This is a genomic window from Peribacillus sp. NPDC097225 (genome assembly GCF_044761955.1).
Lineage (GTDB): Bacteria > Bacillota > Bacilli > Bacillales > DSM-1321 > Peribacillus.
Map to the genome: position 1 here is coordinate 449,274 of NZ_JBIWDJ010000004.1, position 26,292 is coordinate 475,565.

Below are 26,292 nucleotides of genomic sequence, written 5' to 3' on the forward strand. Positions count from 1 at the left end.
AATGAAAAAGGACCATTTGGGCAAATATACAAAAAAGCACATCAAGGATTTCTCCTCAATGCGCTCCGTTGTTATTATTCACCTGATACGTATGGAAGTAATGCCATAGTACGTGAGCGTTTAATAGCAATCGTTAATTTACGTTGATATTTAGCGCTAGTGCCAGTCACACGACGTGGTAAGATTTTACCGCGTTCTGAGACGAATTTTTTAAGAAGGTCTGTATCTTTGTAATCAATTTTAGTGATACCGTTTGATGTGAAATAACAAACCTTTTTACGCTTACCGCGTCCTTTACGTCCACCCATTGCCATAATAATTTCCCTCCCTGCTTTAGGATTTTCGTTTTAAACAGCTGTTTAAAACGGAAGATCGTCATCTGAAATGTCGATGGTTTTACCGTCATTTGCAAATGGATCATCGTCTACACGAGTGTAGTTGTTGTTACTCCGTTGATTCTGATTAGGATTTTGTCCATACGAATTTTGATCATTGCCGCCATTATTGTTGTTATAGCTTTTTTGACCGCCACCGTAAGAACCGCCATCATTTCTTTCACCCGCTGAACTGCTTCGTGGTTCAAGGAACTGAACACTCTCAGCCAGAATCTCCGTCACATACACGCGTTTGCCGTCTTGTCCTTCATAATTACGCGTTTGGACACGTCCATCCACGCCAGCTAAACTACCTTTTTTCAAGAAGTTAGCCACATTTTCTGCCGGTTTACGCCAAACTACACAATTAATGAAGTCCGCTTCACGTTCACCTTGTGCATTCGTAAAAGTACGATTCACTGCTAAAGTAAAGGTAGCCACTGCAACTCCATTAGGTGTATATCGTAATTCAGGATCTTTAGTTAAGCGTCCTACCAAAACTACGCGATTCATCATCAGAATCAACCCCTAGTTTTCAACCCTGCTTACAAGAAGCTAGATTAGAATTTATATTAAATATTGAATTAAACGTCTTCTCTAGTAGCCATATGACGGATAATGTCTTCACTGATTTTAGCAAGACGATCGAATTCTTGGATCGCAGCACTTTCAGCGTTAACTTTAAGAAGCATGTAGTAACCATCACGGAAATCATTGATTTCGTATGCAAGACGGCGTTTACCCCATTCTTTTGCTTCTACTTCCGCACCATTATCAGTAAGGATTGTGTTGAAACGTTCAACTAAAGCTTTTTTAGCTTCTTCCTCAATGTTTGGACGGATGATATACATAATTTCGTATTTTCTCATCACTGTCACCTCCTTTTGGTCTAAGCGGCCCATTTGGGCAAGGAGCAATTTTTTATAATTACTCACAAGAATAAATTATAGCATAGTTAAACTAGGTTTGCAACGAGTGTCGAATGTATCTTCCTATAGTATAAAAAGACTCCGCAGAATGAATCTGCGGAGTCTCTTTATATTATACGTTAAAGCGGAAGTGGACAACGTCTCCGTCGTTCACTATATATTCTTTACCTTCTAGTCGTACTTTTCCTGCTTCTTTTGCTGCACTATGGCTACCTGCTTCTAGCAAATCATCATAAGCGACGACTTCGGCACGAATGAAGCCACGTTCGAAGTCTGTATGGATGACACCCGCACATTGAGGAGCCTTCATACCTTTACGGAACGTCCAGGCACGCACTTCCTGCACTCCAGCCGTAAAGTAAGTGGCCAGCCCTAATAGATTGTATGAAGCACGGATCAATTTATCAAGACCTGACTCTTCGATGCCTAGCTCAGATAAGAACATTTCCTTTTCTTCACCTTCAAGCTCGGCTATTTCCTCTTCGATTTTGGCGCAAATTACGATAACTTCTGCATTTTCCGTCGCGGCGTATTCCCGGACTTGTTGCACGAACTCATTATCAGTCGCATTTGCCACTTCATCCTCACTTACATTTGCCACGTAAAGCATTGGTTTCGCTGTTAGGAGGTGCATGCCTTTCACGATTTTCAACTGTTCCTCAGTGAATTCGACTGAGCGGGCAGGCTTTTCAGCTTCTAAAGCTTCTTTCAATGCAACAAGAATCTCATGTTCGGCCACGGCACCCTTATCTTTTTGTTTAGCCATCTTTCCAACACGATCGATGCGCTTGTCCACAGATTCAAGGTCAGCAAGAATCAATTCAAGATTGATGACTTCGATATCATCAATCGGATTTACTTTTCCTGAAACGTGAGTGATGTTATCATCAGCGAAGCAACGAACAACCTGACAAATCGCATCTACTTGGCGGATATGGGATAGGAATTTATTGCCTAGACCTTCCCCTTTACTCGCTCCCTTTACAATCCCAGCAATATCTGTAAACTCAAATGCTGTTGGCACGGTTTTTTTCGGTTGGACCAGTTCAGTCAATTTTTGCAGACGATAATCGGGTACTTCTACAATTCCGACGTTTGGGTCGATTGTACAGAAAGGGTAATTCGCCGATTCCGCACCTGCCTGAGTAATTGCATTAAACAAAGTGGATTTACCTACGTTAGGCAAACCGACTATACCAGCTGTTAAAGCCATTTATATTTCACTCCTTCAAGATAATTCGTTCATAGTGTTACTAGATAAATCATTACTAAAGATACACCCAATACCTAAACCTTTCCCAATTATAGATTTCACTTCCTGAAAAGACAAGTAAATCATTGAGAGACAGAAATGCCATCTATACATGGAAAAAGCATGATCACTCCTCATGCTTTAGTAAAACTTTTTTCATTTTCTTGGAAAACTCACGCCGGGGCAACATTACGCTGTGTCCACAACCTTCACATTTAATCCGGATATCCATGCCCAATCGGATGATTTTCCACTTATTGATTCCACATGGGTGTGGCTTTTTCATTTCGACAACATCATTCAATGCAAATTCTTTTTCTTCCATAAACATGTGGCCCCCCAGCTTTTATGACTCACTGCCTTTGTAAGTAGATTGGATTCCACTTTCTTCAAGGGCAGTACTGATTTCTTTCCTCAATATCCTACTCATTTCAGAATGGCGCATTGGCTTTGTTTCAGCCGTCACACGCAATACGATTTCTTCTGGAGTAATTGTCTCGATTCCCAGTAACTCAGGGTTTCTGACTAAATCATCATATTTTTTCGCTAAACCACCTAAGTGTCGGATTAATACCTTTTCAGCAAGTTCAACGGATCCGTCATGAGGGATCGTCACATCCACCACAGCCTTACTGTTCAATATGGAGTAGTTTGTTACTTGCGTGATGCTCCCATTCGGTATGAGATGCAATTCCCCTTTACTACTCTTAATCTTGGTTGTGCGTAGCCCAATTTCAAGGACTTCACCCTCAAAAGTATTGATTTTAATATAATCACCGACAGAGAAATGATCCTCGAAAATGACGAAGAATCCTGTAATAATATCCTTGACCAAACTTTGGGCTCCAAACCCTACTGCGAGTCCAATAATTCCAGCCCCAGCAAGTAAAGCCTTCACATCGAGTCCGCAAATTTCAAGGATCATAATCAAGGATATGAAATTCACAACATATGTAATGACGTTCTCGAGTAACTTAATGAGCGTCGTTTCTCTCCGCTCCGAGACACGGAGGGGGGTTCTGGTTCGGACCAGAAAAAATTTATTTAGTACCGTCTTTCCTATTCTTATAATAATACGCGATAAGAGGAGAACAAGGAAGATTTTAATAATCCCCTCACCTAACATCAGCCATACTTTTTCATCCAAAATTTCTTCTGTAATTTTACTATATGTAGCGTTTTCCATGCTTTCCTCCTACTCTATCTTTTGCAAATTACTAAAGGGCCCACCGTTTTTCCTGTTGAACTTATTCTTTCTACCCTACGGCCGAGGATGTAATCCAGTATAGGAGAAGTTTTGTTTGTAATATCATTAAATTAAAGGTTTCTGTATAAAAATAACATGGGTATATAGTAAAGAAATTAGAAATTTTTTTCCATTTCAAAACATAAATCTTTTTACTATAAATCGCTATGCAACTAGCAACGAGGTAGAGGAAAGGACAGATTCACATTTGCCCTTCAGCCAATTAGCTGTTCTTAATAATTAATTCCCCCTCAATTTAACCTATATCCCGTATATTTTTTCCTTTTCAACCGTATACTGTTAACACAAAACAAAGTAAAGGAGTGGAGCCGATGAATCTTAATTCTAATCTATTTAATAACAAAACTAGATTAAGTCGTATCCTGCATGAAGATGCGGACGCAACCAATCAAATTTCCCAGGAATTACTCAATCTCTTGCCTTCAGGAAAGCTTCAGCCTATCGTTTTTGTCTGCATTGGCACAGATCGTTCTACTGGTGATTCCCTCGGTCCACTTGTCGGTACCCTACTTCAAGAAAAATCCGAACTAGGTGCTTCTTCATTCCATGTGTATGGGACACTCGATAACCCTATACATGCGATGAACCTGCAGGAAAAGTTAGATGAAATCAAAAAAGTCCATGTGAATGCATTTATCGTTGGCATAGATGCCTGCTTAGGTAAACTAAAGAGCGTGGGGATTGTCCAACTCGGTAAAGGACCAGTGAAACCTGGTGCGGGTGTCAATAAAGACCTACCAGCCGTTGGGCATGCCCATATTACAGGCATCGTGAATGTCAGTGGGTTCATGGAATTCATGGTCCTACAGAACACACGGCTTAACCTGGTTTTAAAAATGGCCAAAACTATAGCCGAGGGCATTCATGAAGCACAACGACATTATCCTGCCAAGCCATCCATCACCCCATTTACCTGGTCATTCAAAAAGGAAAAAACACTTTAATAATGATACTTATAAAAAATAAAGGAAGGGACATCCCTTCCTTTATTTTTTATGCATACATAGTGGGACAAGAAACATTAGAGTCCATGGTTCCTATGAGGAGATGTTTTCTTGGTCGATTAAGTCTAGTATTCTATCTAAATCTTCTTTTGAAAAGAATTCTATTTCTATCTTCCCTTTTTTCTTGCTTTGTTTTATGGTCACGCTGGTCCCAAGTTTCTCCCGTAGTATGGACTCTCTTTGTTTGATGAATATATCTTTTTTTGGTTGTTTGGCATTCTTCGTTTCACGTGAAACAGTATCATTCAACTGATGGATATAATTCTCCAGCTGCCGAACGTTCATCGTTTCTTTGAGGATTTTATCTATGACAGACTTAAGCAGCTCTTTTTTCTTTAATCCTAGCAATGCACGCCCATGCCCCATGGAGATCGTGCCCTCTGATATATAGTTCCTGATCTCTTCAGGCAAAGAGAGCAAGCGGACATAGTTAGCTATGTGAGGCCGACTTTTTCCGAGACGGTGTGCTAATTGCTCTTGAGTGAAATTTAACTTTTCGAGCAACGTTTGATAAGCTGCCGCTTCCTCAATCGGATTCAAATCTTCCCTCTGTAGGTTTTCCAATATCGCCAGTTCCATCATCTGCTGTTCATTTAACTCCCTGACAACGACAGGAACCGTTTTTAAACCGGCTTCCTTAGCCGCACGGCATCGTCTTTCTCCAGCTACAATTTCAAATCCTCTAATACTTTTCCGGGCAATAATCGGTTGAAGGATCCCATGCTCCAAAATTGACTGCTTAAGTTCTTCAATCGCTTCGGGGCGGAAGTTTTTTCGCGGCTGATGGGGATTGGGCCTTAATTCCCTCAATTTTATTTCCTGAACAGTTTCATCCTTGCTGACTTCCACATTAGGAAAGAGTGCGTCGAGTCCCTTTCCAAGTCCTTTAGCCATTTGAGACCACTTCCTTTGCCAATTGTAGATAGACCTCCGCACCGCGTGATTTCGGATCGTAAATGATAATCGGTTCCCCATGACTCGGTGCTTCACTCAGACGAACATTTCGGGGAATGATAGTTTGATATACCTTATCCTGAAAGTATTTTTTCACTTCCTCAATCACTTGAAGACCTAGATTCGTTCTGGCGTCCAACATCGTCAGCAAAACACCTTCGATCTTTAAATCATGATTTAAATGCTTCTGCACGAGACGGACCGTATTCAACAGCTGGCTCAATCCCTCCAATGCGTAATATTCACATTGTACGGGAATCAAAACGGCATCGGCTGCCGTCAAGGCATTCAGTGTGAGCAAGCCCAGTGAAGGTGGACAATCGATGACGATATAATCGAACTGACTTTGCACCTCTTCTAATGCACGCTTCAATCGAATTTCCCTGGAGATGGTAGGTACCAACTCAATTTCCGCACCCGCTAATTGGATTGTGGCAGGTATGGCATATAAGTTTTCAACCTTTGTTTCCAAGATTACGGTACTGGCTTCGACATCATCTACCAATACATCATAAATACACTGTTCCACATCTGCTTTATCAATACCAGTGCCGCTAGTCGCATTACCCTGAGGGTCTATATCGACCAACAAGACTTTCTTTCCTATATATGCAAGGCAAGCACTGAGGCTGACCGAAGTTGTCGTTTTTCCAACACCGCCCTTTTGATTGGCAATGGCAAGAATCTTCCCCACGAATTCACCTGCTTTCAACAATCTCATCTATCTTAAACGTACTATATTTCTTCTATTTTATCATGAATAATGATGAAGAAACTCGAATTCTTAAATTCGACGAAAAATTCGGTATTCTTTTAAATTAGTCAAAAAATGCAGTTTTTGGAGATAAATATTTCGTTTTTTTCACTGCGAATCACAAGAAAAAAGCTTGGTAATCGATGACTACCAAGCGGGGGATGATACCAGATTAAGACTTTTTCTTTGGGATTTTTATCGTAAACTGATAATATTCCTCGAATTCCTCTTCTTCTGCATCAAGGTTTATGCCATTATCCGTTACCATGGTCAGCGATTGGCGAATCGTGTTAACCGCAATCCTCATGTCCCTACTAAATGCCTTGCGTTTCGGCTTTGGCTTTGAATGATCCTTTGTACCAGTAAGAAGCTTGACAACCAGCTCTTCCGTCTGCTTGACGTTTAAACCTCTTTCAATGACTTCTTGAAGCAGCTTGACTTGATTTTCCGGGTTTTTCAACGGAATCAGCGAACGGGCATGACGTTCCGTAATCTGTTTTTGAAGCAGTGCTTCTTGGACTTCCTGTGGCAATTTTAACAACCGAAGTTTATTGGCAACCGTCGATTGGCCAATTCCCAATCTTTGAGCAAGTGCTTCCTGCGTTAAGTTATGGAGCTCAATTAATTTCCCATATGCTAACGCTTCTTCAATCGGTGTCAATTCTTCACGCTGAAGATTCTCTATCAACGCTACTGAAGCCGTTTCTGTATCCGTGAAATCTTTAATTATGGCTGGTGCCAACTCCCAACCAAGCTTTTGCATAGCACGAAAACGACGCTCACCTGCAATGATTTCATACTTCCCTTGACCATATGCCCTAACTACAATCGGTTGAATGATACCATGTGTATGAATCGTCTGAGCTAGTTCCGAGATTTTATCGTCGTTAAATACAGTCCTTGGTTGAAATCGATTTGGCACAATATCAGAAATGGAAATTTTCCTTATTTCTTCATTATTATTGCTTGGTGCCTCCATCTCAAGTTGCTGTTCTTCTTTTTCGCCAAACCTTAAGAAACGCGAAAAAGGATGCTTCATCTTCCTACACCACCTTTTAAAACTCCCAAATAACATATTCTCTATGGAAAGAACAAGTCCTCCATACATTTCCCGACATGAAAATACATATCGACCATTGCTGTATAACCATGTCGACTGGCGTCACCAATGCATTTCCATAGCCTAAATGTCTTGCTATTATTAATAGTAGACGCCTGTCTAAGATTATTTCCCCGCCGATTTAAGAGTCCCCAACTTTTTCCCACCAAACTGGTTCACTGGGACAGCTTACATTAAATAAAATGGAAATTATATTATTTATAGTAAAGGAAAGGATCGTAAAGTGCTAGTCGCGTATGAATCGTGATAAACAGACTATTCACGTACCGGTCATTCTATAGGTTGTTTATTCGGTGTACCTGGTTTTCTTGGATATTTTTTTGGAGTCTTCTTCACTTTTTTCACCGTAATGATATTTCGCTCACTATTCTCTTCTGGCAATATGAACGGGTGTATTTCCTCAATTTTCCCACCTAATGTGAAGATTGCCTTTTTTCCTGTATCCATCTCATCATGGGCACTGGCCGCTTTCATCGCAATGAATGTCCCATCCGTTTTAACAAGGGGTAAACATAGCTCGCTCAAAACAGACATTCTTGCCACCGCTCTTGCCATAACAACATCATAGGTTTCACGATGTTCCGGTTTCTGAGCAAATGTTTCGGCACGGTCATGATAAAACGATACGCCTGACAATTGTAAAGAGTCAGCAAGATGGTTTAAAAAAGAGATGCGCTTATTCAAAGAATCAACGATTGATACATGAATATCCGGGAAACAGATCTTCAAAGGGATACTCGGGAAACCAGCTCCGGCACCCACATCGCAAATACGATGAGGCTTGTTGAAATCGAAGTAAAAAGCTGCGCTGATCGAATCATAAAAATGCTTTAAATAGACTTCTTCTTTATCGGTTATGGCCGTTAGGTTCATCTTTTCGTTCCATTCCACCAATAAATGATAGTACATATCAAATTGCTCAAGCTGGCGTGGAGAAAGTTCAATGCCTTTCTCCTGCAGCGCTTGTTGGAATTGCTCAATATTCATGATTACTTCAATCCTTTTCGGGTATTTCCGTTTACTTAGAAATTTTAGCGATCTTTCCTTGTTCTAAATAAACTAGCAAAATAGAGACATCAGCAGGGTTCACACCTGAAATCCGTGAAGCTTGGGCAACGGATAGAGGGTGTACCTGTTTTAATTTTTGGCGAGCTTCCGTAGCCAATCCATTGATTGCATCGTAATCGATGTTTTCTGGGATTTTTTTATTCTCCATTTTCTTGAGGCGGTCAACCTGCTGTAAGGATTTTTCAATATATCCTTCATACTTGACCTGGATTTCGACTTGTTCCTTCACTTCATCACTTAGGTCGACATCACTTGGAGCAAGCTTTTGAATGTGGGAATAATCCATTTCTGTCCGCTTCAATAAATCCGAAGCGCGAATCCCATCTTTTAGTTCGCTCCCACCACTTGCGATGATAATCTCCTGCACCTCTTGAGTAGGTTTAATGAAGGTGGATTTCAACCGTTCTCGTTCTGCCTCCACGGCCTCTCTCTTTATAAGAAAACGATTATATCGCTCTTCTTTGATCATTCCAATTTTAAAACCGATTTCGGTCAGGCGTAAGTCTGCATTATCATGACGTAACAGTAAGCGGTATTCTGCACGTGAAGTCAGCAGGCGATAAGGCTCATTCGTACCTTTTGTCACAAGATCATCGATTAAAACGCCAATATATGCATCTGACCGGCTTAGAATCAGTTCTTCTTTTCCCAATGCCTTCAAGCCAGCGTTAATACCAGCCATTAATCCTTGGCCCGCCGCTTCTTCATAACCTGATGTCCCATTGATTTGACCTGCTGTATACAGGTTTTTCACTTTTTTCGTTTCCAATGTTGGCCAAAGTTGTGTCGGCACGATCGCATCATATTCAATCGCATATCCTGCACGCATCATCTCAGCCTTTTCAAGACCTGGTATGGTCTGAAGGATCCTAATTTGGACATCCTCGGGAAGGCTCGTAGACAATCCTTGTACATATACTTCTTTGGTATTGCGCCCTTCCGGTTCCAAGAATATCTGATGGCGTGGCTTGTCATTAAAGCGTACAACTTTGTCTTCTATCGATGGACAGTAACGAGGGCCAGTCCCTTTAATCATCCCAGAATACATTGGGGAACGGTGTAGATTCGCATCAATGAGCTGGTGAGTTCCTTCATTTGTATACGTTAACCAACATGGCAATTGGTCGGTGATGTATTTTGTCGTTTCAAAGGAAAAAGCACGTGGAACTTCATCACCCGGCTGTATTTCCGTTTTACTGTAATCAATAGAAGAACTATTGACGCGCGGAGGCGTTCCCGTTTTGAACCGGACCAAATCAAAGCCCAACTCTTCCAAATGCTCGGAAAGCCTGATGGATGGTTGCTGATTATTAGGACCACTTGAATATTTTAGTTCCCCTAAAATGATTTCGCCCCGTAAATAGGTCCCAGTCGTAATAACGACAGTTTTCGCACGGTAAATGGCACCCGTTTTTGTGATGACACCTTTACAAACGCCATCTTCAACAATCAATTCCTCAACCATTCCTTGAATTAACGTTAAATTCGGCTCATCTTCTATCGTCTTTTTCATTTCTTGCTGATAAAGAAACTTATCTGCTTGTGCACGTAAAGCACGAACGGCCGGACCTTTCGCTGTATTTAACATTCTCATCTGAATGTGCGTTTTATCGATATTTTTACCCATTTCGCCGCCTAAGGCATCAATTTCCCGGACCACAATCCCTTTTGCCGGTCCTCCAACAGAAGGGTTGCATGGCATAAAGGCAACCATATCTAAGTTGATGGTGATCATCAATGTTTTGGCACCGACTCTAGCAGATGCAAGACCCGCTTCACTACCTGCATGGCCTGCCCCAACTACGATGGCATCATAGTTTCCTGCTTCATATTGCATATCATTTTCCTCCCTCTACTCTTACTTTCCTAGACAAAATTGTGAAAACAATTGATTGATTAAATTATCCTGGACACTTTCACCAATAACTTCCCCAAGTAATTCCCATGCCTTTGTGAAATCGATCTGAACTAAGTCAATCGGCGTTCCCATCTCGATTGCTTCCATGGAATCCTCGATCGATTGCAAGGCCTGTCCGAGCAGCGCAATATGACGGGCGTTGGAAACATAGGTAATGTCCCCCGCTTCCAAAGAGCCCTCAAAGAATAAAGAAGCAATCGCTTCTTCCAATTCATCGACACCTTCATCTTCCAGTAAAGATGTAGTGACTATTTTGTGTGCGGCTGCCTTTTCCTTAACCTGCTCCATATTGATTTTCTGTGGCAGGTCCGTTTTATTGATAATGACGATGACATCCATTCCTTCGACTGCTTGGAACAGCTTTTCATCTTCCGGCGTAAAGTCATCGGAGTAATTTAAAACGAGTAAAATCAGGTCCGCATCTTTTAATACCGCCCGGGAGCGTTCCACACCAATCCGCTCAACGATATCTTCCGTTTCACGAATACCAGCTGTGTCGACAAGTTTTAGCGGCACCCCACGCACATTGACATACTCCTCAATAACGTCTCGAGTTGTCCCTGGGACATCGGTAACGATTGCCTTATTTTCATGCACTAAGCTGTTTAGCAAAGACGATTTTCCGACATTCGGACGCCCGATGATAACCGTCGCCAAGCCATCCCGCAAAATTTTTCCTTGCTGGGCCGTCCTGAGAAGTTTTTCAATCTCTGCCTTGACATAACTGCCCTTTTCCAAAAACAATCGATGTGTCATTTCTTCAACATCATCATATTCTGGGTAATCTATATTCACCTCGACCTGTGCGAGAGTCTGTAATATTTCGTGTCGCAGCTTTTGAATTAATTTCGAAAGCCGCCCTTCCATTTGACCCAACGCAACATTCATCGCTTTATCCGTTTTAGCTCGGATTAAATCCATGACAGCTTCTGCTTGAGAGAGATCGATTCTCCCATTCAAAAAAGCTCGTTTCGTGAATTCACCAGGCTCTGCCAAGCGTGCCCCCTGTGAGAGGATAAGCTGTAAAACCCGATTAACCGAAACGATTCCACCATGACAATTTATTTCAACAACATCTTCTCTCGTAAACGTTTTAGGACCTTTCATGACAGAAACCATAACCTCTTCTATGACTTCTCCAGTTTTAGGTACAACCAAGTGCCCGTAATGAATGGTATGTGAATCCACTTTCCGTAAACTTTTACCGCTTGGTCCTTTAAATATTCTATCGGCTATTTCTATGGCCTCATCACCGCTGATTCTTACGATGGCAATTGCCCCTTCCCCTAAAGGAGTTGAAATGGCGGTGATTGTATCGAATTCCATGCTTTCACCTCTTGTATATTAATGTTTCTCTAATTTATTTGATAAACAAAAATCTTGAATCCCTAAATTACAACAATAACACAGTATAATCATGAAAAAAAGTAGATACTCCTTCCTTTCAAGAGTTATCCACATGCCTTAAACCTTATATTTCTGTACCCTTCATTTTAACTTATCCACATGTGAATAACAAATAAAGCCTGACTTTCTTTCCATGTCCCTTTTTTAAGAGTCAGCCTTAGAAATTGAAGGGGAGGAATGAAAGGATAATATGTGATCAGGATTTAGTTAAAGGAGCATTTGATAATGTCGACATTCCTTTCGGTTCGCCTCTATATAAAGCAAAAAAAACCTCCGCTTAATTAGCAGAAGGTTTATTTAACCGGAGTGATGACCAAATGGCGATATGGTTCTGTACCATTGGAAGTCGTCTTGATTTTCGGATAATGAAGCAGAGCCTTATGTATTACCTTCCGTTCATATGACGGCATCGGCTCCAATGCAACAATTTTACCAGTTTTCAGGGATTTATTGGCCATTCTTTCAGCTAATTGGATTAAAGTATCCGTTCGACGGTTGCGATAATCCTCTGCATCTACAATCACATTCAAAAACTGCTTCGAATAGCGATTGGCTACCAATTGTGTTAAATACTGAAGGGAATTTAACGTTTGACCCCGTTTACCAATTAATAAGGCAATTTTTTCACTTGACAAATGGAACGTTACGTTCTTCCCCTGGCGTTGAACCCTGATTTCCGACTTAACTCCCATTTTTCGAGTGATATCCTGCAGGAACTTTAGGGATTCTTCAACGGGATCAGCAGGCAATGTCACGTGGACGATTGCTTGCCTGGCCCCAAACAAACCCAAAAATCCTTTTTTTCCTTCATCCTCAATTTCAATTTCCACGCGATCTCTTGTGCTGTTAAGTTGAGCTAAAGCTGAATTGACTGCTTCTTCGACAGATTGTCCTGTAGCAGTTATCTTTTTCACTTTTTCTTTGCTCCCTCCGCGTTTTCCGCAGCTGCTTTTCTAAGATCTGGACCTTTGATGAAATATGTTTGAACGATGCCGAAAAGGTTACCCACTACCCAGTAAAGTGAAAGAGCAGCTGGAAAATTAATTGCAAAAATAACAATCATGACTGGCATGATGTAAAGCATCATTGTCATTTGTGCCGCCATTTGCGGATTTGAGTTCATTCCCGCCATTGACAACTTTTGCTGAATGAAAGTTGTAATACCTGCTATGATCGGCAAGATATAATAAGGATCCGGAGAACCTAAATCGAACCAGAGAAAACTATGCAGGGAAATCTCATGCGTACGGCTGATTGCATGATAAAAACCAATCAAAATTGGCATTTGAACCACTATCGGTAAACATCCTGCCAATGGATTCACATTGTATTTTGAAAATAACGCCATTGTTTCTTTTTGTAGTTTTTGTTGTGTGGCAGCGTCTTTTGAGCTGTATTTTGCTTGAAGTTCTTTCATTTCTGGTTGAATGGCTTGCATTGCTTTTGAACTTTTCACCTGTTTAATCATAAGTGGAAGTAATATCAAGCGTATGATTAAGGTAACCGCAATGATTCCCAAACCGTAGCTTCCGCCAAATAATTCAGAAATATAAATAATGAGGGATGATAACGGATAGACAATATATGAATTCCAGAACCCTTCACTATCTGCCGTTATCGGTTCTTTGATCTCCGTACATCCTGATAGCAACATCATTATCGAAGCTAATCCAATGATGAGTAATATTCGTTTCTTCAACCGTTTTTTCCTCCTAACTTCAATCAATCTTTTTGAATAAATGTAACCCGTTCACAAGTGAACTACAAGGAAAAGTCACCCACTTATCAACTTTTAACGATGAAATTCTATTTTTTCAAAGCATAATTAATAACTATGTCGAAAAAGGAGTTTTTAAGGGTTTATTTTATTTTTTTGAAATTTAGCGATTTAGAACGCTTCAGGACATGGATCAAACTGCTTTTCACTTGAGAAAAGTCCATTTCTGCCGCTGGTTTTCTAGCAATCACAATATAGTCTTTTCCCTCTTCTATATCCTCTTTCAATTCTAAAAATGCTTGCCGTATGTATCTTTTAATTTGATTCCGAACAACGGCATTCCCAATCTTCTTACTGACAGAGAGGCCTATGCGGAAATATTCCTGCTCGGGCTTTTGAAGGACATAGATAACGAATTGTCGATTGGCAGAGGATTCTCCCTTTTTAAAAACGAGTTGGAATTCGTCCTCTTTCTTTATCCTTAACTTTTTTTTCATCTTTACACCTTCATTAGAATGAATTGAGTCTCAGTAAATCCTTTATTTAGCGAAAAAAAACCACTGAGACTTTTCAGTGGTCTATGCAGATAGTACTTTTCTTCCTTTACGGCGACGTGCAGCGATTACGTTACGTCCGTTTTTCGTGCTCATACGTGCACGGAAACCGTGAACTTTACTATGTTTGCGATTATTCGGTTGATAAGTTCTTTTCATTATATGACACCTCCCTGAGGAATAACAGTTAAAGACAGTCCTTACAATTATATAGATGTTGCTTTCTACTTGTCAACTACATCTAGAAAAATATTTACTTTTTGCTTAATGTCCAGTGGGTTTTTTACTACCTAGCCTATTGTAAATGATTTTGCCTATAACTGATATAGAAATTTTTGGTCAGAGGGTACATTTCATGAATTTTAACCTAATTGATCCCTCTTCATACTACTTTACCATGCATATAACGAATCGACAAAAACATTTGTGAACTTCCGCTTTCGTTTTATAGAGGAACTAAGGACACCTGAATGGCATAAATACAGTGATGGGGAATCAGTATACAACCTGTTTTAGTTCCATCCATCAATAAAATAATTTAGAGGAATTCGACGCCATCACTCCATCTGTGGATAAAATTCGACATGTTTTTTTCTATCCACAGCCCATTTCGTATAGTTTTACACAAAAAAGAAGCCTGTGGAAAAGTTTTTCCCACAGGCCCTTTGAGTTGTGGATAAAGTTCACTAAGCCATTGCAAGACGTCCAAATTTCTGATATTATATTTGTGTTTTCACTCTGAATAACTTTATCAACAGATAACGGTTATCCACAGACTGTGCATAACTTGTGGATAGTTTATTCGACCTGTGAATATTAATCTGTCCACAAACAGTGGATATTGTCGAAAAACCTATTATCTTCTTATTATATATTTCAAGACATGCCTGTTGATGAATAAACATACGGACCTGCATCTTATTACAAGATGTTATTTATACAAAGGTTGTACAATGCGCGATATTGTTCCAGGGACCTCACCTTTTAGTGACATCCAACATCCCTTATACAGCTCACCGAACTTTTGCTGTCCAAATTTTTTTAAGACAGCGATCGATGAGTTTATTTGTGCCTAGACCTTTTAATACTTATAGAAAAATATTTTGCAAAGGAGGGATAAGTTTGGATAACATCGATAGCCTCTGGAATCAGGCACTCGGAAAAATTGAGAAAAAGATCAGTAAACCAAGCTTTGAAACTTGGCTTAAATCAACTAAAGCTTATTTACTTCAAGGTGACATCTTAACAGTCACCGCTCCCAATGAATTTGCTAGGGATTGGCTTGAGGAACGTTATTCTCACCTTATTTCTGATGTTTTATTCGAACTGACCGGCGAAGAATTGGAAGCGAAGTTCATTATTCCGCCCAATCAGGAAGATGATGACTTTTCCGCTCCCGTTCAGCCTAAAAAGATAAAAAAACAGGATAAGGAAAACAATCCATTTCCACAGCATATGCTTAACTCGAAAAATACCTTCGATACGTTTGTCATTGGCTCCGGCAATCGTTTTGCCCATGCTGCGTCTCTCGCTGTCGCAGAAGCACCCGCCAAAGCCTATAACCCGTTGTTTATATATGGAGGAGTAGGGCTTGGTAAGACTCATTTAATGCATGCCATTGGTCATTACGTACTTGAGCATAATCCAAAGGCAAAAGTCGTTTATCTATCCTCTGAAAAATTCACGAATGAATTCATCAATTCGATCCGGGATAATAAGGCCGGGGAATTTCGTGATAGATATCGTACGGTAGATGTTTTATTAATTGATGATATTCAATTCCTAGCAGGAAAAGAACAAACTCAAGAAGAGTTTTTCCATACATTCAATGCGTTGCATGAAGAAAGTAAACAGATCGTCATCTCGAGTGATCGTCCACCCAAAGAGATTCCAACACTTGAAGATCGTCTCCGTTCCCGCTTTGAATGGGGCTTGATTACGGATATTACGCCACCTGACTTAGAAACGAGGATTGCCATTTTACGTAAAAAGGCCAAGGCGGAAGGACTCGATATTCCGAATGAAGTAATGCTTTATATAGCCAACCAAATCGATTCGAACATCAGGGAGCTTGAAGGTGCACTTATTCGTGTTGTCGCCTATTCTTCGCTGATCAATAAAGATATTAATGCTGATTTAGCTGCTGAGGCTTTGAAAGACATCATTCCAAGCTCAAAACCTAAAATAATCACGATCTTGGAAATTCAAAAAACGGTCGGTGAGCATTACAGCGTAAAACTTGAGGACTTCAAAGCGAAAAAGAGGACTAAATCCGTAGCTTTTCCAAGACAGATTGCTATGTACCTCTCCCGGGAAATGACCGACTTTTCGCTCCCTAAAATAGGCGATGAATTCGGAGGGCGAGACCATACGACCGTCATCCATGCCCATGAAAAAATCTCGAAACTTATGCAAACGGATACCCAGCTGCAACGTCAGGTCAAGGAAATCCAGGATCAATTGAAGGTATAATAGATTCTGGATAATGTGTATAACTGATGACTACTTACACACAGTCTGTCCACATGTGGATAGACTGTTTTATCTTAGCTTCAACCGGGTTATCCACATATCCACAAGCCCTACTACTATTACTACTATCTTTTTTAAATAAAATTATTAATAAATATGCCATTTAGGCAATTAAAATTGGAGGATGGAACATGAGATTCGTAATTCAAAGAGATCGATTAGTTCATAGTGTCCAAGAAGTAATGAAAGCTATCACATCGAGAACGACGATTCCTATTTTAACGGGGATAAAAATAAGTGTGACAACAGAAGGAGTTACCTTAACAGGAAGTGACTCGGATATTTCCATACAGTCATTTATTCCAGCTGAAGTAGATGGTGATGAAATCGTCGAAGTTAAAAGCAGCGGTGGAATTGTCCTTAATGCACGCTTTTTCAGTGAAATCGTCAAAAAACTACCGATGGATACAGTAGAAATCGAGGTCCAAAATAATTTTCAAACGATCATCCGGTCTGGTAAAGCTGAATTTAACTTAAATGGATTAGATCCTGAAGAATATCCTCATTTACCGATCATTGAAGAAGAAAATATCTTCAAACTTCCAACGGATCTTTTAAAAACACTGATTCGTCAAACCGGGTTTGCAGTGTCCACCTCAGAAACACGACCTATCTTAACAGGTGTAAACTTGAAGGTTCAGGATGACGAATTAACCTGTATTGCAACAGATAGCCATAGATTGGCCATGAGGACAGCTAAAATTGAGAACAAGATTAACGGAGCTTATAGTGTCGTCATTCCAGGGAAAAGCCTAAGCGAGTTAAGTAAGATTCTGGATGATACGAATGAACTTATAGAAATCGTCATCACGGATAACCAAGTCTTATTCAAAGCAGAAAACCTATTGTTCTTCTCACGTCTACTTGAAGGAAACTACCCGGACACTTCCCGATTGATTCCAACCGATAGCAAAACGGATGTGACAGTCCATACAAAAGACTTCCTGCAAGCGATTGATCGGGCATCTTTATTAGCTCGAGAGGGAAGAAATAATGTGGTTAAACTAACAACCATAGAGGGTCGCATCATCGAAGTGTCTTCCAATACACCAGAAATAGGTAAAGTGAGCGAGGAAGTACAAGCTGAAGCCATCGAAGGGGAAGACTTGAAAATATCCTTCAGTGCAAAATTTGTCATGGATGCATTAAAGGCATTAGAAGGATCCGATATCAAAATAAACTTTACTGGTGCTATGCGTCCATTTGTCATCCGACCGTTACATGATGAATCAATGCTCCAATTAATCCTGCCAGTAAGAACTTACTAAAATAATATTTCACAAAATTAAAGACCTGCTACCGGGTCTTTAATTTTTTAGCCCAAATGTATGGGGAGACAAGGATTAACCAAGACTGCAACCTATGCAAAGAAGGTACAATCTGTTAAATAAAGGATAAGTAAAAGCTATACTTTGTCTTAATCCAATTTATTTAGTAAAATAAAGTATTAAAGACTACTTAGAAATGAGTGAGGCACCTAATGGACTCAATAAAAATAAGCACGGAATATATTACGCTAGGACAATTCTTGAAGTTGGCCGATTTAATTCAAAGCGGCGGCATGTCAAAATGGTTTTTAAGCGAATATGAGGTTTTCATCAACGGCGAATTAGATGTGAGACGAGGCAGAAAGTTACGGTCAGGTGATAAAATCGAAATCCCTGAATTCGGCACCTTCACAATAACAAGCTAAAACATAAGGGAAGAGCGGATTATGTACATTGAAAAAATAAGTTTGAAAAACTACCGCAACTATACCGAATTAGACCTTACCTTTGAAAATAAGGTCAATGTAATCCTTGGGGAAAATGCCCAAGGAAAAACAAATGTAATGGAATCCATTTTCGTATTAGCAATGGCAAAATCCCACCGTACCTCAAATGACAAAGAACTTATTCGCTGGGATGAAGAGTATGCTAAAATAGAAGGCAGAGTAAGAAAGAGAAATACATCAATCCCACTTGAGCTGACCATTTCGAAAAAGGGTAAAAAGGCGAAGTGCAACCATATTGAACAGAGAAAATTAAGTCAGTATGTCGGCAATATGAATGTGGTCATGTTTGCTCCTGAGGACTTGAATCTCGTAAAGGGAAGTCCTCAAGTCAGACGCCGTTTTATAGATATGGAAATTGGCCAGGTTTCTCCTGTATACCTTCATGATATGAGCCAATATCATAAAATACTTCAACAAAGAAATCATTACTTAAAGCTTCTGCAGACCCGTAAACAAAAGGACGAGGCGATGCTTGATGTATTAACTGACCAGATTATTCAGTATGCAGCGAAAATTGTCGAAAGAAGGTTTCACTTTCTTTCTAAGCTTCAGCAATGGGCAGAGCCGATTCATTCAGGGATCTCCAGGAATCTAGAAGTATTGAAAATCCAATATAAGCCGTCGCTTGATGTATCAGAATCCATGAATTTGACGAAAATAATAGAAGTATACACAGAAAAATTTGATAAAATAAAGGCAAGAGAAATTGAGCGGGGTGTAACCTTGATAGGACCTCACCGGGATGATTTGACTTTTTATGTAAATGATCGTGATGTCCAGACCTATGGTTCCCAGGGACAGCAGCGTACGACTGCGTTATCTTTGAAACTTGCTGAAATTGAATTGATTCATGAGGAAATCGGTGAGTATCCGATTTTACTATTGGATGATGTGTTATCGGAACTTGACGATTATCGTCAAACTCATTTACTAAATACGATACAAGGAAAAGTGCAGACGTTTGTGACGACACCTTCTATCGATGGAATCGATCATCAAACCCTCAGAGAAGCGTCCACCTTTTATGTGAGTCAAGGCAGTATAAAAAAGCTTAAATAACGAGGTGAAAGCATGTATCTCCATATTGGTGAGGATATTCTTGTGAAAACGGATGATATCATAGCTATTTTAGATAAAAAGATGCTTCACTCCTCTCCCATAATCGATGAATTCTTGGAGAAAAGGGTAGATGTGATCTCTCATTTAACAAAAAACTCGATTAAATCGATTGTAGTGACAGAAAAGCAGGTCTATTATTCACCGCTTGCCTCGGTCACCCTGAAAAAACGCTCGCTGCAGTCACCTTCCTTAATCGATGAATAAATGCTCTATAGATTATTGTTATCCTTTAAAGTGATAAATGCCAAAAGAAAAGTGTAGGTGGATACGTATGACAATGGAACAAAAAGAAGTACAAGCTCAGGCATACGATGAGAATCAGATACAGGTTTTAGAAGGCTTAGAAGCAGTACGTAAGCGTCCCGGCATGTATATCGGTACCACATCTGCAAAAGGACTTCACCATCTTGTTTGGGAAATTGTCGATAATAGTATTGATGAAGCGCTAGCAGGTTTTTGTGATGAAATAAAAGTGACAATTGAAAAGGACAACAGTATTACTGTTGTCGATAATGGTCGTGGTATACCAGTGGGTATACATGAAAAAATGGGTCGTCCTGCAGTAGAAGTAATCATGACTGTACTTCATGCTGGTGGGAAGTTCGGCGGCGGAGGCTATAAGGTTTCCGGAGGTCTGCATGGTGTAGGTGCCTCAGTCGTAAATGCCCTATCGACAGTGTTAGAAGTATTTGTTCATCGTGACGGAAAAATACACTATCAACAATTTAATCGTGGTGTACCTAAAGAGGACCTAAAGGTTATCGGAGAAACTGACCATACGGGTACAACGGTCCACTTTGTTCCGGATAAGGAAATATTCACGGAATCCATAGAATATGATTTTGATACGCTGGCAACTCGTATCCGAGAGCTCGCTTTCCTAAATAAAGGATTGAAGCTGATCATTGAAGATAAGCGTGAAGAAGAGGAAAAAATCAAGGAATTCCACTATGAAGGTGGAATTAAGTCATATGTAGAGCATTTGAACCGTTCTAAAGAAGTACTCCATGAAGAACCCATTTTCATGGAAGGCGAAAAAGATGGCATTTCTATCGAGTTAGCTCTTCAATACAATGATAGCTATATTAGTAACCTTTTTTCTTTTGCCAATAATATTCATACCTATGAAGGCGGTACGCATGAATCAGGTTTCAAGACTGCGTTGACCCGCGTAATCAATGATTACGCTAGGAAAAACGGACTTTTGAAGGAAGCGGATAATAATTTCTCTGGTGAAGATGTGCGTGAAGGATTAACCGCAATCATATCGATTAAGCACCCTGAGCCCCAATTCGAAGGGCAAACGAAAACAAAACTGGGGAACTCTGAAGTCAGGACTGTAACGGATTCCATTCTTTCCGAAAGGTTGGATTCCTTCTTATACGAAAACCCTGCAGTCGCCAGAAAAATCATAGATAAAGGGCTTATGGCTGCAAGGGCAAGAATGGCTGCCAAGAAAGCACGTGAGTTAACAAGAAGAAAAAGTGCATTGGAAGTCTCCAATCTACCGGGTAAACTGGCGGATTGTTCGTCCAAGGATCCTAGTATCAGCGAATTGTACATCGTGGAAGGAAACTCTGCCGGAGGATCTGCCAAACAAGGCCGTGACCGCCACTTCCAAGCTATTTTGCCACTACGGGGTAAAATTTTAAACGTTGAAAAAGCGCGATTGGATCGAATTCTTCATAATGAGGAGATTGGTACGATTATTACTGCACTTGGAACGGGTATTGGCGATGAATTCAATATTGAAAAGGCAAGATATCATAAAATTGTCATCATGACCGATGCGGATGTAGATGGTGCCCATATTAGAACGTTGATGCTGACATTCTTCTACCGCTATATGAGAAAAATCATCGAATATGGTTATATCTATATCGCCCAGCCACCTCTTTTCAAGATTCAACAGGGGAAAAAGGTGGATTATGCCTATAATGACCGGGAGCTTGAAACAATAATGGCAAGCCTTCCAAGCACACCGAAGCCTAACCTACAGCGCTATAAAGGGCTGGGGGAAATGAATCCAGAACAACTATGGGATACGACCATGAGCCCTGACACGAGAACATTGCTTCAGGTTAGTTTAAAAGATGCCGTTGAAGCGGATGAAACGTTCGAGATGCTCATGGGGGATAAGGTTGAACCACGTCGAAATTTCATTGAAGAAAACGCGATTTATGTAAAAAATCTAGATATTTAATTTGTTTAACAGGATGATCTTATATCCTGTTCTTTACATAGTTCACGACCCGATCCAAAAATGAAAGTATAAGCTTTATAAAGGAGGTTGGCTCCATGTCTGAAATAGAAAGATCAGGTGTGCAAGAGATAAATATAAGCAAGGAAATGCGGACGTCCTTTTTAGATTATGCCATGAGTGTTATTGTAGCTCGGGCTTTGCCTGATGTAAGGGATGGCTTGAAACCGGTGCACCGGAGAATTCTTTATGCAATGAATGATCTTGGGATGACGTCGGATAAACCATTTAAAAAATCAGCCCGTATTGTAGGTGAAGTAATCGGTAAGTATCATCCTCATGGTGATTCTGCTGTGTATGAAACGATGGTCCGGATGGCGCAGCCCTTTAACTATCGTTATATGCTTGTCGACGGTCATGGGAACTTCGGATCTGTCGATGGTGACCAAGCGGCTGCAATGAGGTATACGGAAGCAAGGATGTCGAAAATATCGATGGAATTGCTTCGTGATTTAAACAAAGATACAGTTAGCTTCCAAGATAACTATGATGGTTCGGAAAGAGAGCCTGCTGTTATGCCGGCTCGTTTCCCAAACTTATTAGTGAATGGTTCTTCAGGGATAGCTGTCGGAATGGCAACCAATATCCCTCCTCACCAATTAGGCGAGGTAATTGATGGCGTATTGGCATTAAGTAAAAATCCAGAAATTACGATTCCAGAGTTGATGGAACACATTCCTGGACCCGATTTCCCGACTGCAGGGCTTATATTAGGCCGGAGTGGTATCAGGAAAGCCTATGAAACAGGAAAAGGTTCAATCATTCAACGTGCTAGAGTTGAAATCGAAGAGAAAGCCAATGGTAAACAAGTCATTATCGTTAAGGAAATCCCTTATCAAGTGAACAAGGCAAGATTGATAGAAAAAATTGCCGAGCTTGCTCGGGATAAGAGGATTGAAGGCATAACCGATCTACGGGATGAGTCGGATCGTAACGGTATGAGAATTGTCATGGAGCTTAGGAAAGACGTAAATGCGAATGTCCTCCTAAATAATTTATACAAACATACTGCCATGCAAACGACTTTTGGAATTAACCTGCTTGCTTTGGTAAACGGGCAGCCTAAGGTCTTGAACTTGAAGGAATGCCTGTATCATTACTTGGAACATCAAAAGATTGTCATTCGTCGTAGAACGGAATTTGAACTGCGTAAAGCGGAAGCTCGGGCCCATATACTAGAGGGATTACGAGTAGCACTTGATAATTTGGATGCAGTCATTGCATTAATACGTGGTTCACAGACTACTGAAATAGCTAGAGAAGGGTTAATGACTCAATTCTCGCTTTCAGAAAAGCAAGCCCAAGCTATTTTGGATATGCGTTTACAACGCTTAACTGGTTTGGAACGAGAAAAAATTGAAGAAGAGTATCAAGCCTTGATGGCATTGATCGCAGAATTCAAAGCGGTCTTGGCCAATGAAGAGAAGGTTCTTGAAATCATTCGTGAAGAGCTTCTAGAAATAAAAGAGCGTTTCAATGATAAGAGGAGAACTGAAATTACATTAGTAGGTTTTGAAAGTCTGGAAGATGAGGATTTAATCCCTGAAGAAAATATTATCGTGACCCTAACGCATAATGGATATATCAAACGGTTACCTGCCACTACGTATCGTAGTCAAAAACGTGGAGGGCGAGGCATACAAGGTATGGGTACAAATGCTGACGACTTTGTTGATCATCTGTTAACGACATCGACTCACGATACATTATTATTCTTCACCAATAAAGGGAAAGTCTATCGTTCTAAAGGATATGAAATACCTGAATATGGACGGACAGCAAAAGGGCTCCCTCTTATCAATCTGTTAGAAGTTGATAAAGGAGAATGGGTCAATGCAATCATCCCAGTGAGGGAATTCACTAATGATTGGTACTTGTTCTTCACAACAAGACACGGTATATCTAAGCGTACACCGTTGTCATCCTTCGCTAATATCCGAAATAATGGATTGATAGCTGTAGGTCTCCGTGAAGATGATGAACTGATTTCGGTTCGACTCACGAATGGCGAAAAGCAAATTATCATCGGTACTAAAGCGGGAATGATGATTCGTTTCCCAGAAACCGATGTCCGTACAATGGGACGTACAGCTGCTGGGGTAAAAGGAATTTCCTTAAGAGCCTCCGATGAAGTAATCGGCATGGAGATTTTGGAAGAAGATGAAGAAGTACTGATTGTTACGAAAAATGGTTATGGAAAGCGGACAAACGCTGAGGAATACCGTATCCAAAGCCGTGGTGGTAAAGGTATCAAAACTTGTAATGTCACAGAGAAAAACGGTGAGCTTGTTGCCGTGAAAACCGTTACAGGGGAAGAAGAAGACTTGATGCTGATTACAGCTGCCGGTGTATTGATCCGAATGGAAGTTGAAGGAATTTCTAAGACAGGTCGTAATACACAGGGTGTTAAGCTCATCCGTCTTGAGTCTTCGGAAAATGAATATGTTTCGACTGTGGCTATCGTTGGACGTGAAGAGGAAGAAGAAGAACTTCTTGAACCAGTAGAAGGCATCGATGAAGATGCTCCTGTTGAGGAGTCAGTTCAAGACGCTGGTGAAACTGCAGTGAACGATGAAACTGAAATAGATGTAGATACAGATACAGATACGGAAGAATAAAAAGGTGTAGCAAAGGGGACCCAGGCTAATTTAGCTGGGCCTTTTTTTGTTGTACATACACCAATGTGGTTATAAATGCCTAAATTTTTTTTGAATCATTGAATGATTAATAGGTAATTTATCATAAAAAGATGGATATCTCCATAATTTTCTAGTAAAATAGTCTGTGTTAAATAACTGTTACAGAGGTGAACAGTTTTGCTGGTGAAAACCGACTTTTTAGTAGAAGGTTGCATACTTTCAAAAGATATTAAGGGATACATGGGCCACCCTATCATGAACAAGAAAACGATATTGACTTCTGAATTGATAGAAGTCTTGAAAGTCTTCTTAATACAAGAAGTTAGTGTTGAAAAGATGTTGATTGACGGAGAAAGATTTATCCCGAAGGAAATCATTGATAAGGAACTAGACGATACAGAAGATTCCTCCGACTTCATCACCCACTATTTAAAAACTGTCCAAACCTATAAGCAGCTTTTTAAAAATTGGCAGGCAGGTAGTAAAGTCGAAGTGGCCATCATTCGGTCGTCTCTTATCCCTCTAGTGGTTAAAGCATTGGAAGAACCGAGTGCTATCCTGAAGCTTCATCATTACAGCAATAAAGAAGATTATATCTATCACCATGCTATATCAACTGGCTTAATAGGAGCACTCATCGCGTTTAAAATGAAATGTGAGTTAGCTGATATCTACCAAGTAGCTCTTGGTGGGTGCTTGGCAGACTGTGGGATGGCCAAACTCCCCCCCAGCATTTTCAATAAAGCCACAAGCTTGTCTTTGGAAGAGAATGAAGAGGTCCAGAATCACCCCATTTCCAGTTATCAAATGATTAAAGATAGTTCAATCATTACGGATAGCGTGAAGCTAGCAGTACTAGAGCATCACGGGAGGTTGGATGGGAGCGGGTATCCTCACAAGATGAGAGCGAAAACCATGCATCTATTCTCGAAAATAATAGCAGTGGCGGATGTTTTTCATGCAATGACATCCGAAAGAGTCTATAGAAAGAAACAGCCTCCGTTCAAAGTAGTGGAAATGATTCTCCATGATAGTTTTGGCCAATTTGACATTACGGTCGTTCAAGCGCTTTTAGCTTGCTTCTCCAGTTTTGCGGTTGGGACCAAAGTCAAATTAAATGATGGTTCCATAGCTGACATCATGTTCATAAATGCTAATTCACAAACTAGGCCACTGGTTCGTTTATATGATAATGGTGATATAATTGATTTGGGATCCAATAGGGAAATATATATAGAGGAAATCCTATAATTTATGGGTAGCTTACTAGATTAATTAGTAAGCCTCCTTATAAAAGGGGGACGATTCAAGGTAAACCTATTGGTCATTTTATTTTATTTTAAAATAACACTTGCAATTAGTAGCGATAATAGATATACTAATTAAGTCGACAGCGAGTTAATAAAAAGTTGTTGACAACAAATAATATATTTGATATATTATTAAAGTCGCTTCAGGGCGATTGAATAATTGCTCTTTGAAAACTGAACAAAACAAAGCGCCAACGTAAATTTTGAGTGAGCACACACTATAAAAAAGCAAAATGAGCAAGTCAAACATTTCTTCGGAGAGTTTGATCCTGGCTCAGGACGAACGCTGGCGGCGTGCCTAATACATGCAAGTCGAGCGAATCGATGGGAGCTTGCTCCC

The 26,292-nt window shown here is 40.3% G+C and carries 25 protein-coding genes and 1 rRNA gene; 10 read left to right on the forward strand and 16 right to left on the reverse strand.

The window, feature by feature from the left end; translation table 11 throughout:
• Positions 1-74: 74 nt before the first annotated feature.
• From rpsR to ACIQXH_RS14920, 6 genes are all read right to left on the reverse strand, one after another.
• Positions 75-314, reverse strand: a complete 240-nt coding sequence (gene rpsR, locus ACIQXH_RS14895) for a 30S ribosomal protein S18 (RefSeq protein ID WP_053348323.1) — start codon at positions 312-314, stop codon at positions 75-77.
• Between the two features lie 45 nt (positions 315-359).
• Complete coding sequence (gene ssb / locus ACIQXH_RS14900) at positions 360-890, reverse strand: single-stranded DNA-binding protein (RefSeq protein WP_402869961.1); 531 nt, start codon at positions 888-890, stop codon at positions 360-362.
• Between the two features lie 68 nt (positions 891-958).
• Entirely contained in the window at positions 959-1,243 is a 285-nt protein-coding gene (rpsF, locus tag ACIQXH_RS14905; RefSeq protein ID WP_402869958.1) for a 30S ribosomal protein S6, read from the reverse strand.
• A gap of 172 nt (positions 1,244-1,415) precedes the next feature.
• A complete protein-coding gene (gene ychF / locus ACIQXH_RS14910; protein ID WP_402869955.1) occupies positions 1,416-2,516 on the reverse strand; it encodes a redox-regulated ATPase YchF in 1,101 nt (366 codons plus the stop codon).
• Positions 2,517-2,682: 166 nt separating this feature from the next.
• Positions 2,683-2,880, reverse strand: coding sequence for a DUF951 domain-containing protein (locus tag ACIQXH_RS14915; RefSeq protein ID WP_402869952.1), 198 nt, complete (start codon positions 2,878-2,880; stop codon positions 2,683-2,685).
• Between the two features lie 21 nt (positions 2,881-2,901).
• Positions 2,902-3,741, reverse strand: a complete 840-nt coding sequence (locus tag ACIQXH_RS14920; protein ID WP_402869949.1) for a mechanosensitive ion channel family protein — start codon at positions 3,739-3,741, stop codon at positions 2,902-2,904.
• 392 nt (positions 3,742-4,133) lie between these two features.
• On the opposite strand from ACIQXH_RS14920, the gene yyaC reads away from it, so the two are divergent.
• Complete coding sequence (yyaC, locus tag ACIQXH_RS14925) at positions 4,134-4,766, forward strand: spore protease YyaC (RefSeq protein WP_402869946.1); 633 nt, start codon at positions 4,134-4,136, stop codon at positions 4,764-4,766.
• A 93-nt stretch (positions 4,767-4,859) separates the two neighbouring features.
• Here yyaC and ACIQXH_RS14930 read toward each other — a convergent pair whose 3' ends face one another.
• From ACIQXH_RS14930 to rpmH, 10 genes are all read right to left on the reverse strand, one after another.
• Positions 4,860-5,720: a ParB/RepB/Spo0J family partition protein gene (locus ACIQXH_RS14930; protein ID WP_402869943.1), complete on the reverse strand. Its 861-nt coding sequence runs from the start codon at positions 5,718-5,720 to the stop codon at positions 4,860-4,862.
• Entirely contained in the window at positions 5,713-6,474 is a 762-nt protein-coding gene (locus ACIQXH_RS14935) for a ParA family protein (RefSeq protein ID WP_402871289.1), read from the reverse strand. The genes ACIQXH_RS14930 and ACIQXH_RS14935 overlap by 8 nt, the downstream gene beginning before the upstream one ends.
• A 232-nt stretch (positions 6,475-6,706) precedes the next feature.
• Complete coding sequence (gene noc, locus ACIQXH_RS14940; protein ID WP_402869940.1) at positions 6,707-7,573, reverse strand: nucleoid occlusion protein; 867 nt, start codon at positions 7,571-7,573, stop codon at positions 6,707-6,709.
• Positions 7,574-7,924: 351 nt separating this feature from the next.
• Positions 7,925-8,641, reverse strand: coding sequence for a 16S rRNA (guanine(527)-N(7))-methyltransferase RsmG (gene rsmG, locus ACIQXH_RS14945; protein ID WP_402869937.1), 717 nt, complete (start codon positions 8,639-8,641; stop codon positions 7,925-7,927).
• A 31-nt stretch (positions 8,642-8,672) separates the two neighbouring features.
• Positions 8,673-10,559 carry a tRNA uridine-5-carboxymethylaminomethyl(34) synthesis enzyme MnmG gene (gene mnmG, locus ACIQXH_RS14950; protein ID WP_402955090.1) on the reverse strand — a complete coding sequence of 629 codons (1,887 nt, stop codon included), beginning with the start codon at positions 10,557-10,559 and terminating at the stop codon, positions 8,673-8,675.
• A 21-nt stretch (positions 10,560-10,580) separates the two neighbouring features.
• Positions 10,581-11,966: a tRNA uridine-5-carboxymethylaminomethyl(34) synthesis GTPase MnmE gene (gene mnmE / locus ACIQXH_RS14955; RefSeq protein WP_402869932.1), complete on the reverse strand. Its 1,386-nt coding sequence runs from the start codon at positions 11,964-11,966 to the stop codon at positions 10,581-10,583.
• Between the two features lie 374 nt (positions 11,967-12,340).
• Positions 12,341-12,961, reverse strand: a complete 621-nt coding sequence (jag, locus tag ACIQXH_RS14960) for an RNA-binding cell elongation regulator Jag/EloR (RefSeq protein WP_403124261.1) — start codon at positions 12,959-12,961, stop codon at positions 12,341-12,343.
• Positions 12,958-13,746: a YidC family membrane integrase SpoIIIJ gene (gene spoIIIJ / locus ACIQXH_RS14965; RefSeq protein ID WP_402869925.1), complete on the reverse strand. Its 789-nt coding sequence runs from the start codon at positions 13,744-13,746 to the stop codon at positions 12,958-12,960. The genes jag and spoIIIJ overlap by 4 nt, the downstream gene beginning before the upstream one ends.
• A gap of 161 nt (positions 13,747-13,907) precedes the next feature.
• Complete coding sequence (gene rnpA / locus ACIQXH_RS14970; RefSeq protein ID WP_402955098.1) at positions 13,908-14,261, reverse strand: ribonuclease P protein component; 354 nt, start codon at positions 14,259-14,261, stop codon at positions 13,908-13,910.
• Between the two features lie 81 nt (positions 14,262-14,342).
• Positions 14,343-14,477 (reverse strand): 50S ribosomal protein L34, encoded by a 135-nt coding sequence (rpmH, locus tag ACIQXH_RS14975; RefSeq protein ID WP_402869919.1) that lies wholly within the window; start codon positions 14,475-14,477, stop codon positions 14,343-14,345.
• A 963-nt stretch (positions 14,478-15,440) separates the two neighbouring features.
• Between rpmH and dnaA the strand changes: the two genes are divergently transcribed.
• From dnaA to ACIQXH_RS15020, 9 genes are all read left to right on the forward strand, one after another.
• Entirely contained in the window at positions 15,441-16,790 is a 1,350-nt protein-coding gene (dnaA, locus tag ACIQXH_RS14980) for a chromosomal replication initiator protein DnaA (RefSeq protein ID WP_402869917.1), read from the forward strand.
• A gap of 191 nt (positions 16,791-16,981) precedes the next feature.
• Positions 16,982-18,118, forward strand: a complete 1,137-nt coding sequence (dnaN, locus tag ACIQXH_RS14985) for a DNA polymerase III subunit beta (protein ID WP_402869915.1) — start codon at positions 16,982-16,984, stop codon at positions 18,116-18,118.
• Positions 18,119-18,330: 212 nt separating this feature from the next.
• On the forward strand, positions 18,331-18,543 hold the full coding sequence (yaaA, locus tag ACIQXH_RS14990; protein WP_402869913.1) for a S4 domain-containing protein YaaA: 213 nt from the start codon (positions 18,331-18,333) through the stop codon (positions 18,541-18,543).
• 21 nt (positions 18,544-18,564) lie between these two features.
• Positions 18,565-19,683: a DNA replication/repair protein RecF gene (gene recF, locus ACIQXH_RS14995; RefSeq protein ID WP_402869912.1), complete on the forward strand. Its 1,119-nt coding sequence runs from the start codon at positions 18,565-18,567 to the stop codon at positions 19,681-19,683.
• Positions 19,684-19,695: 12 nt separating this feature from the next.
• A complete protein-coding gene (gene remB, locus ACIQXH_RS15000) occupies positions 19,696-19,947 on the forward strand; it encodes an extracellular matrix regulator RemB (protein WP_402869910.1) in 252 nt (83 codons plus the stop codon).
• A gap of 73 nt (positions 19,948-20,020) precedes the next feature.
• Positions 20,021-21,946 (forward strand): DNA topoisomerase (ATP-hydrolyzing) subunit B, encoded by a 1,926-nt coding sequence (gene gyrB / locus ACIQXH_RS15005; RefSeq protein WP_402871286.1) that lies wholly within the window; start codon positions 20,021-20,023, stop codon positions 21,944-21,946.
• 95 nt (positions 21,947-22,041) lie between these two features.
• Positions 22,042-24,621 (forward strand): DNA gyrase subunit A, encoded by a 2,580-nt coding sequence (gyrA, locus tag ACIQXH_RS15010; RefSeq protein ID WP_402991096.1) that lies wholly within the window; start codon positions 22,042-22,044, stop codon positions 24,619-24,621.
• Between the two features lie 276 nt (positions 24,622-24,897).
• Complete coding sequence (locus ACIQXH_RS15015; protein WP_403124265.1) at positions 24,898-25,893, forward strand: HD-GYP domain-containing protein; 996 nt, start codon at positions 24,898-24,900, stop codon at positions 25,891-25,893.
• A gap of 310 nt (positions 25,894-26,203) precedes the next feature.
• A 16S ribosomal RNA gene (locus tag ACIQXH_RS15020) occupies positions 26,204-26,292 on the forward strand; the annotation flags it as partial.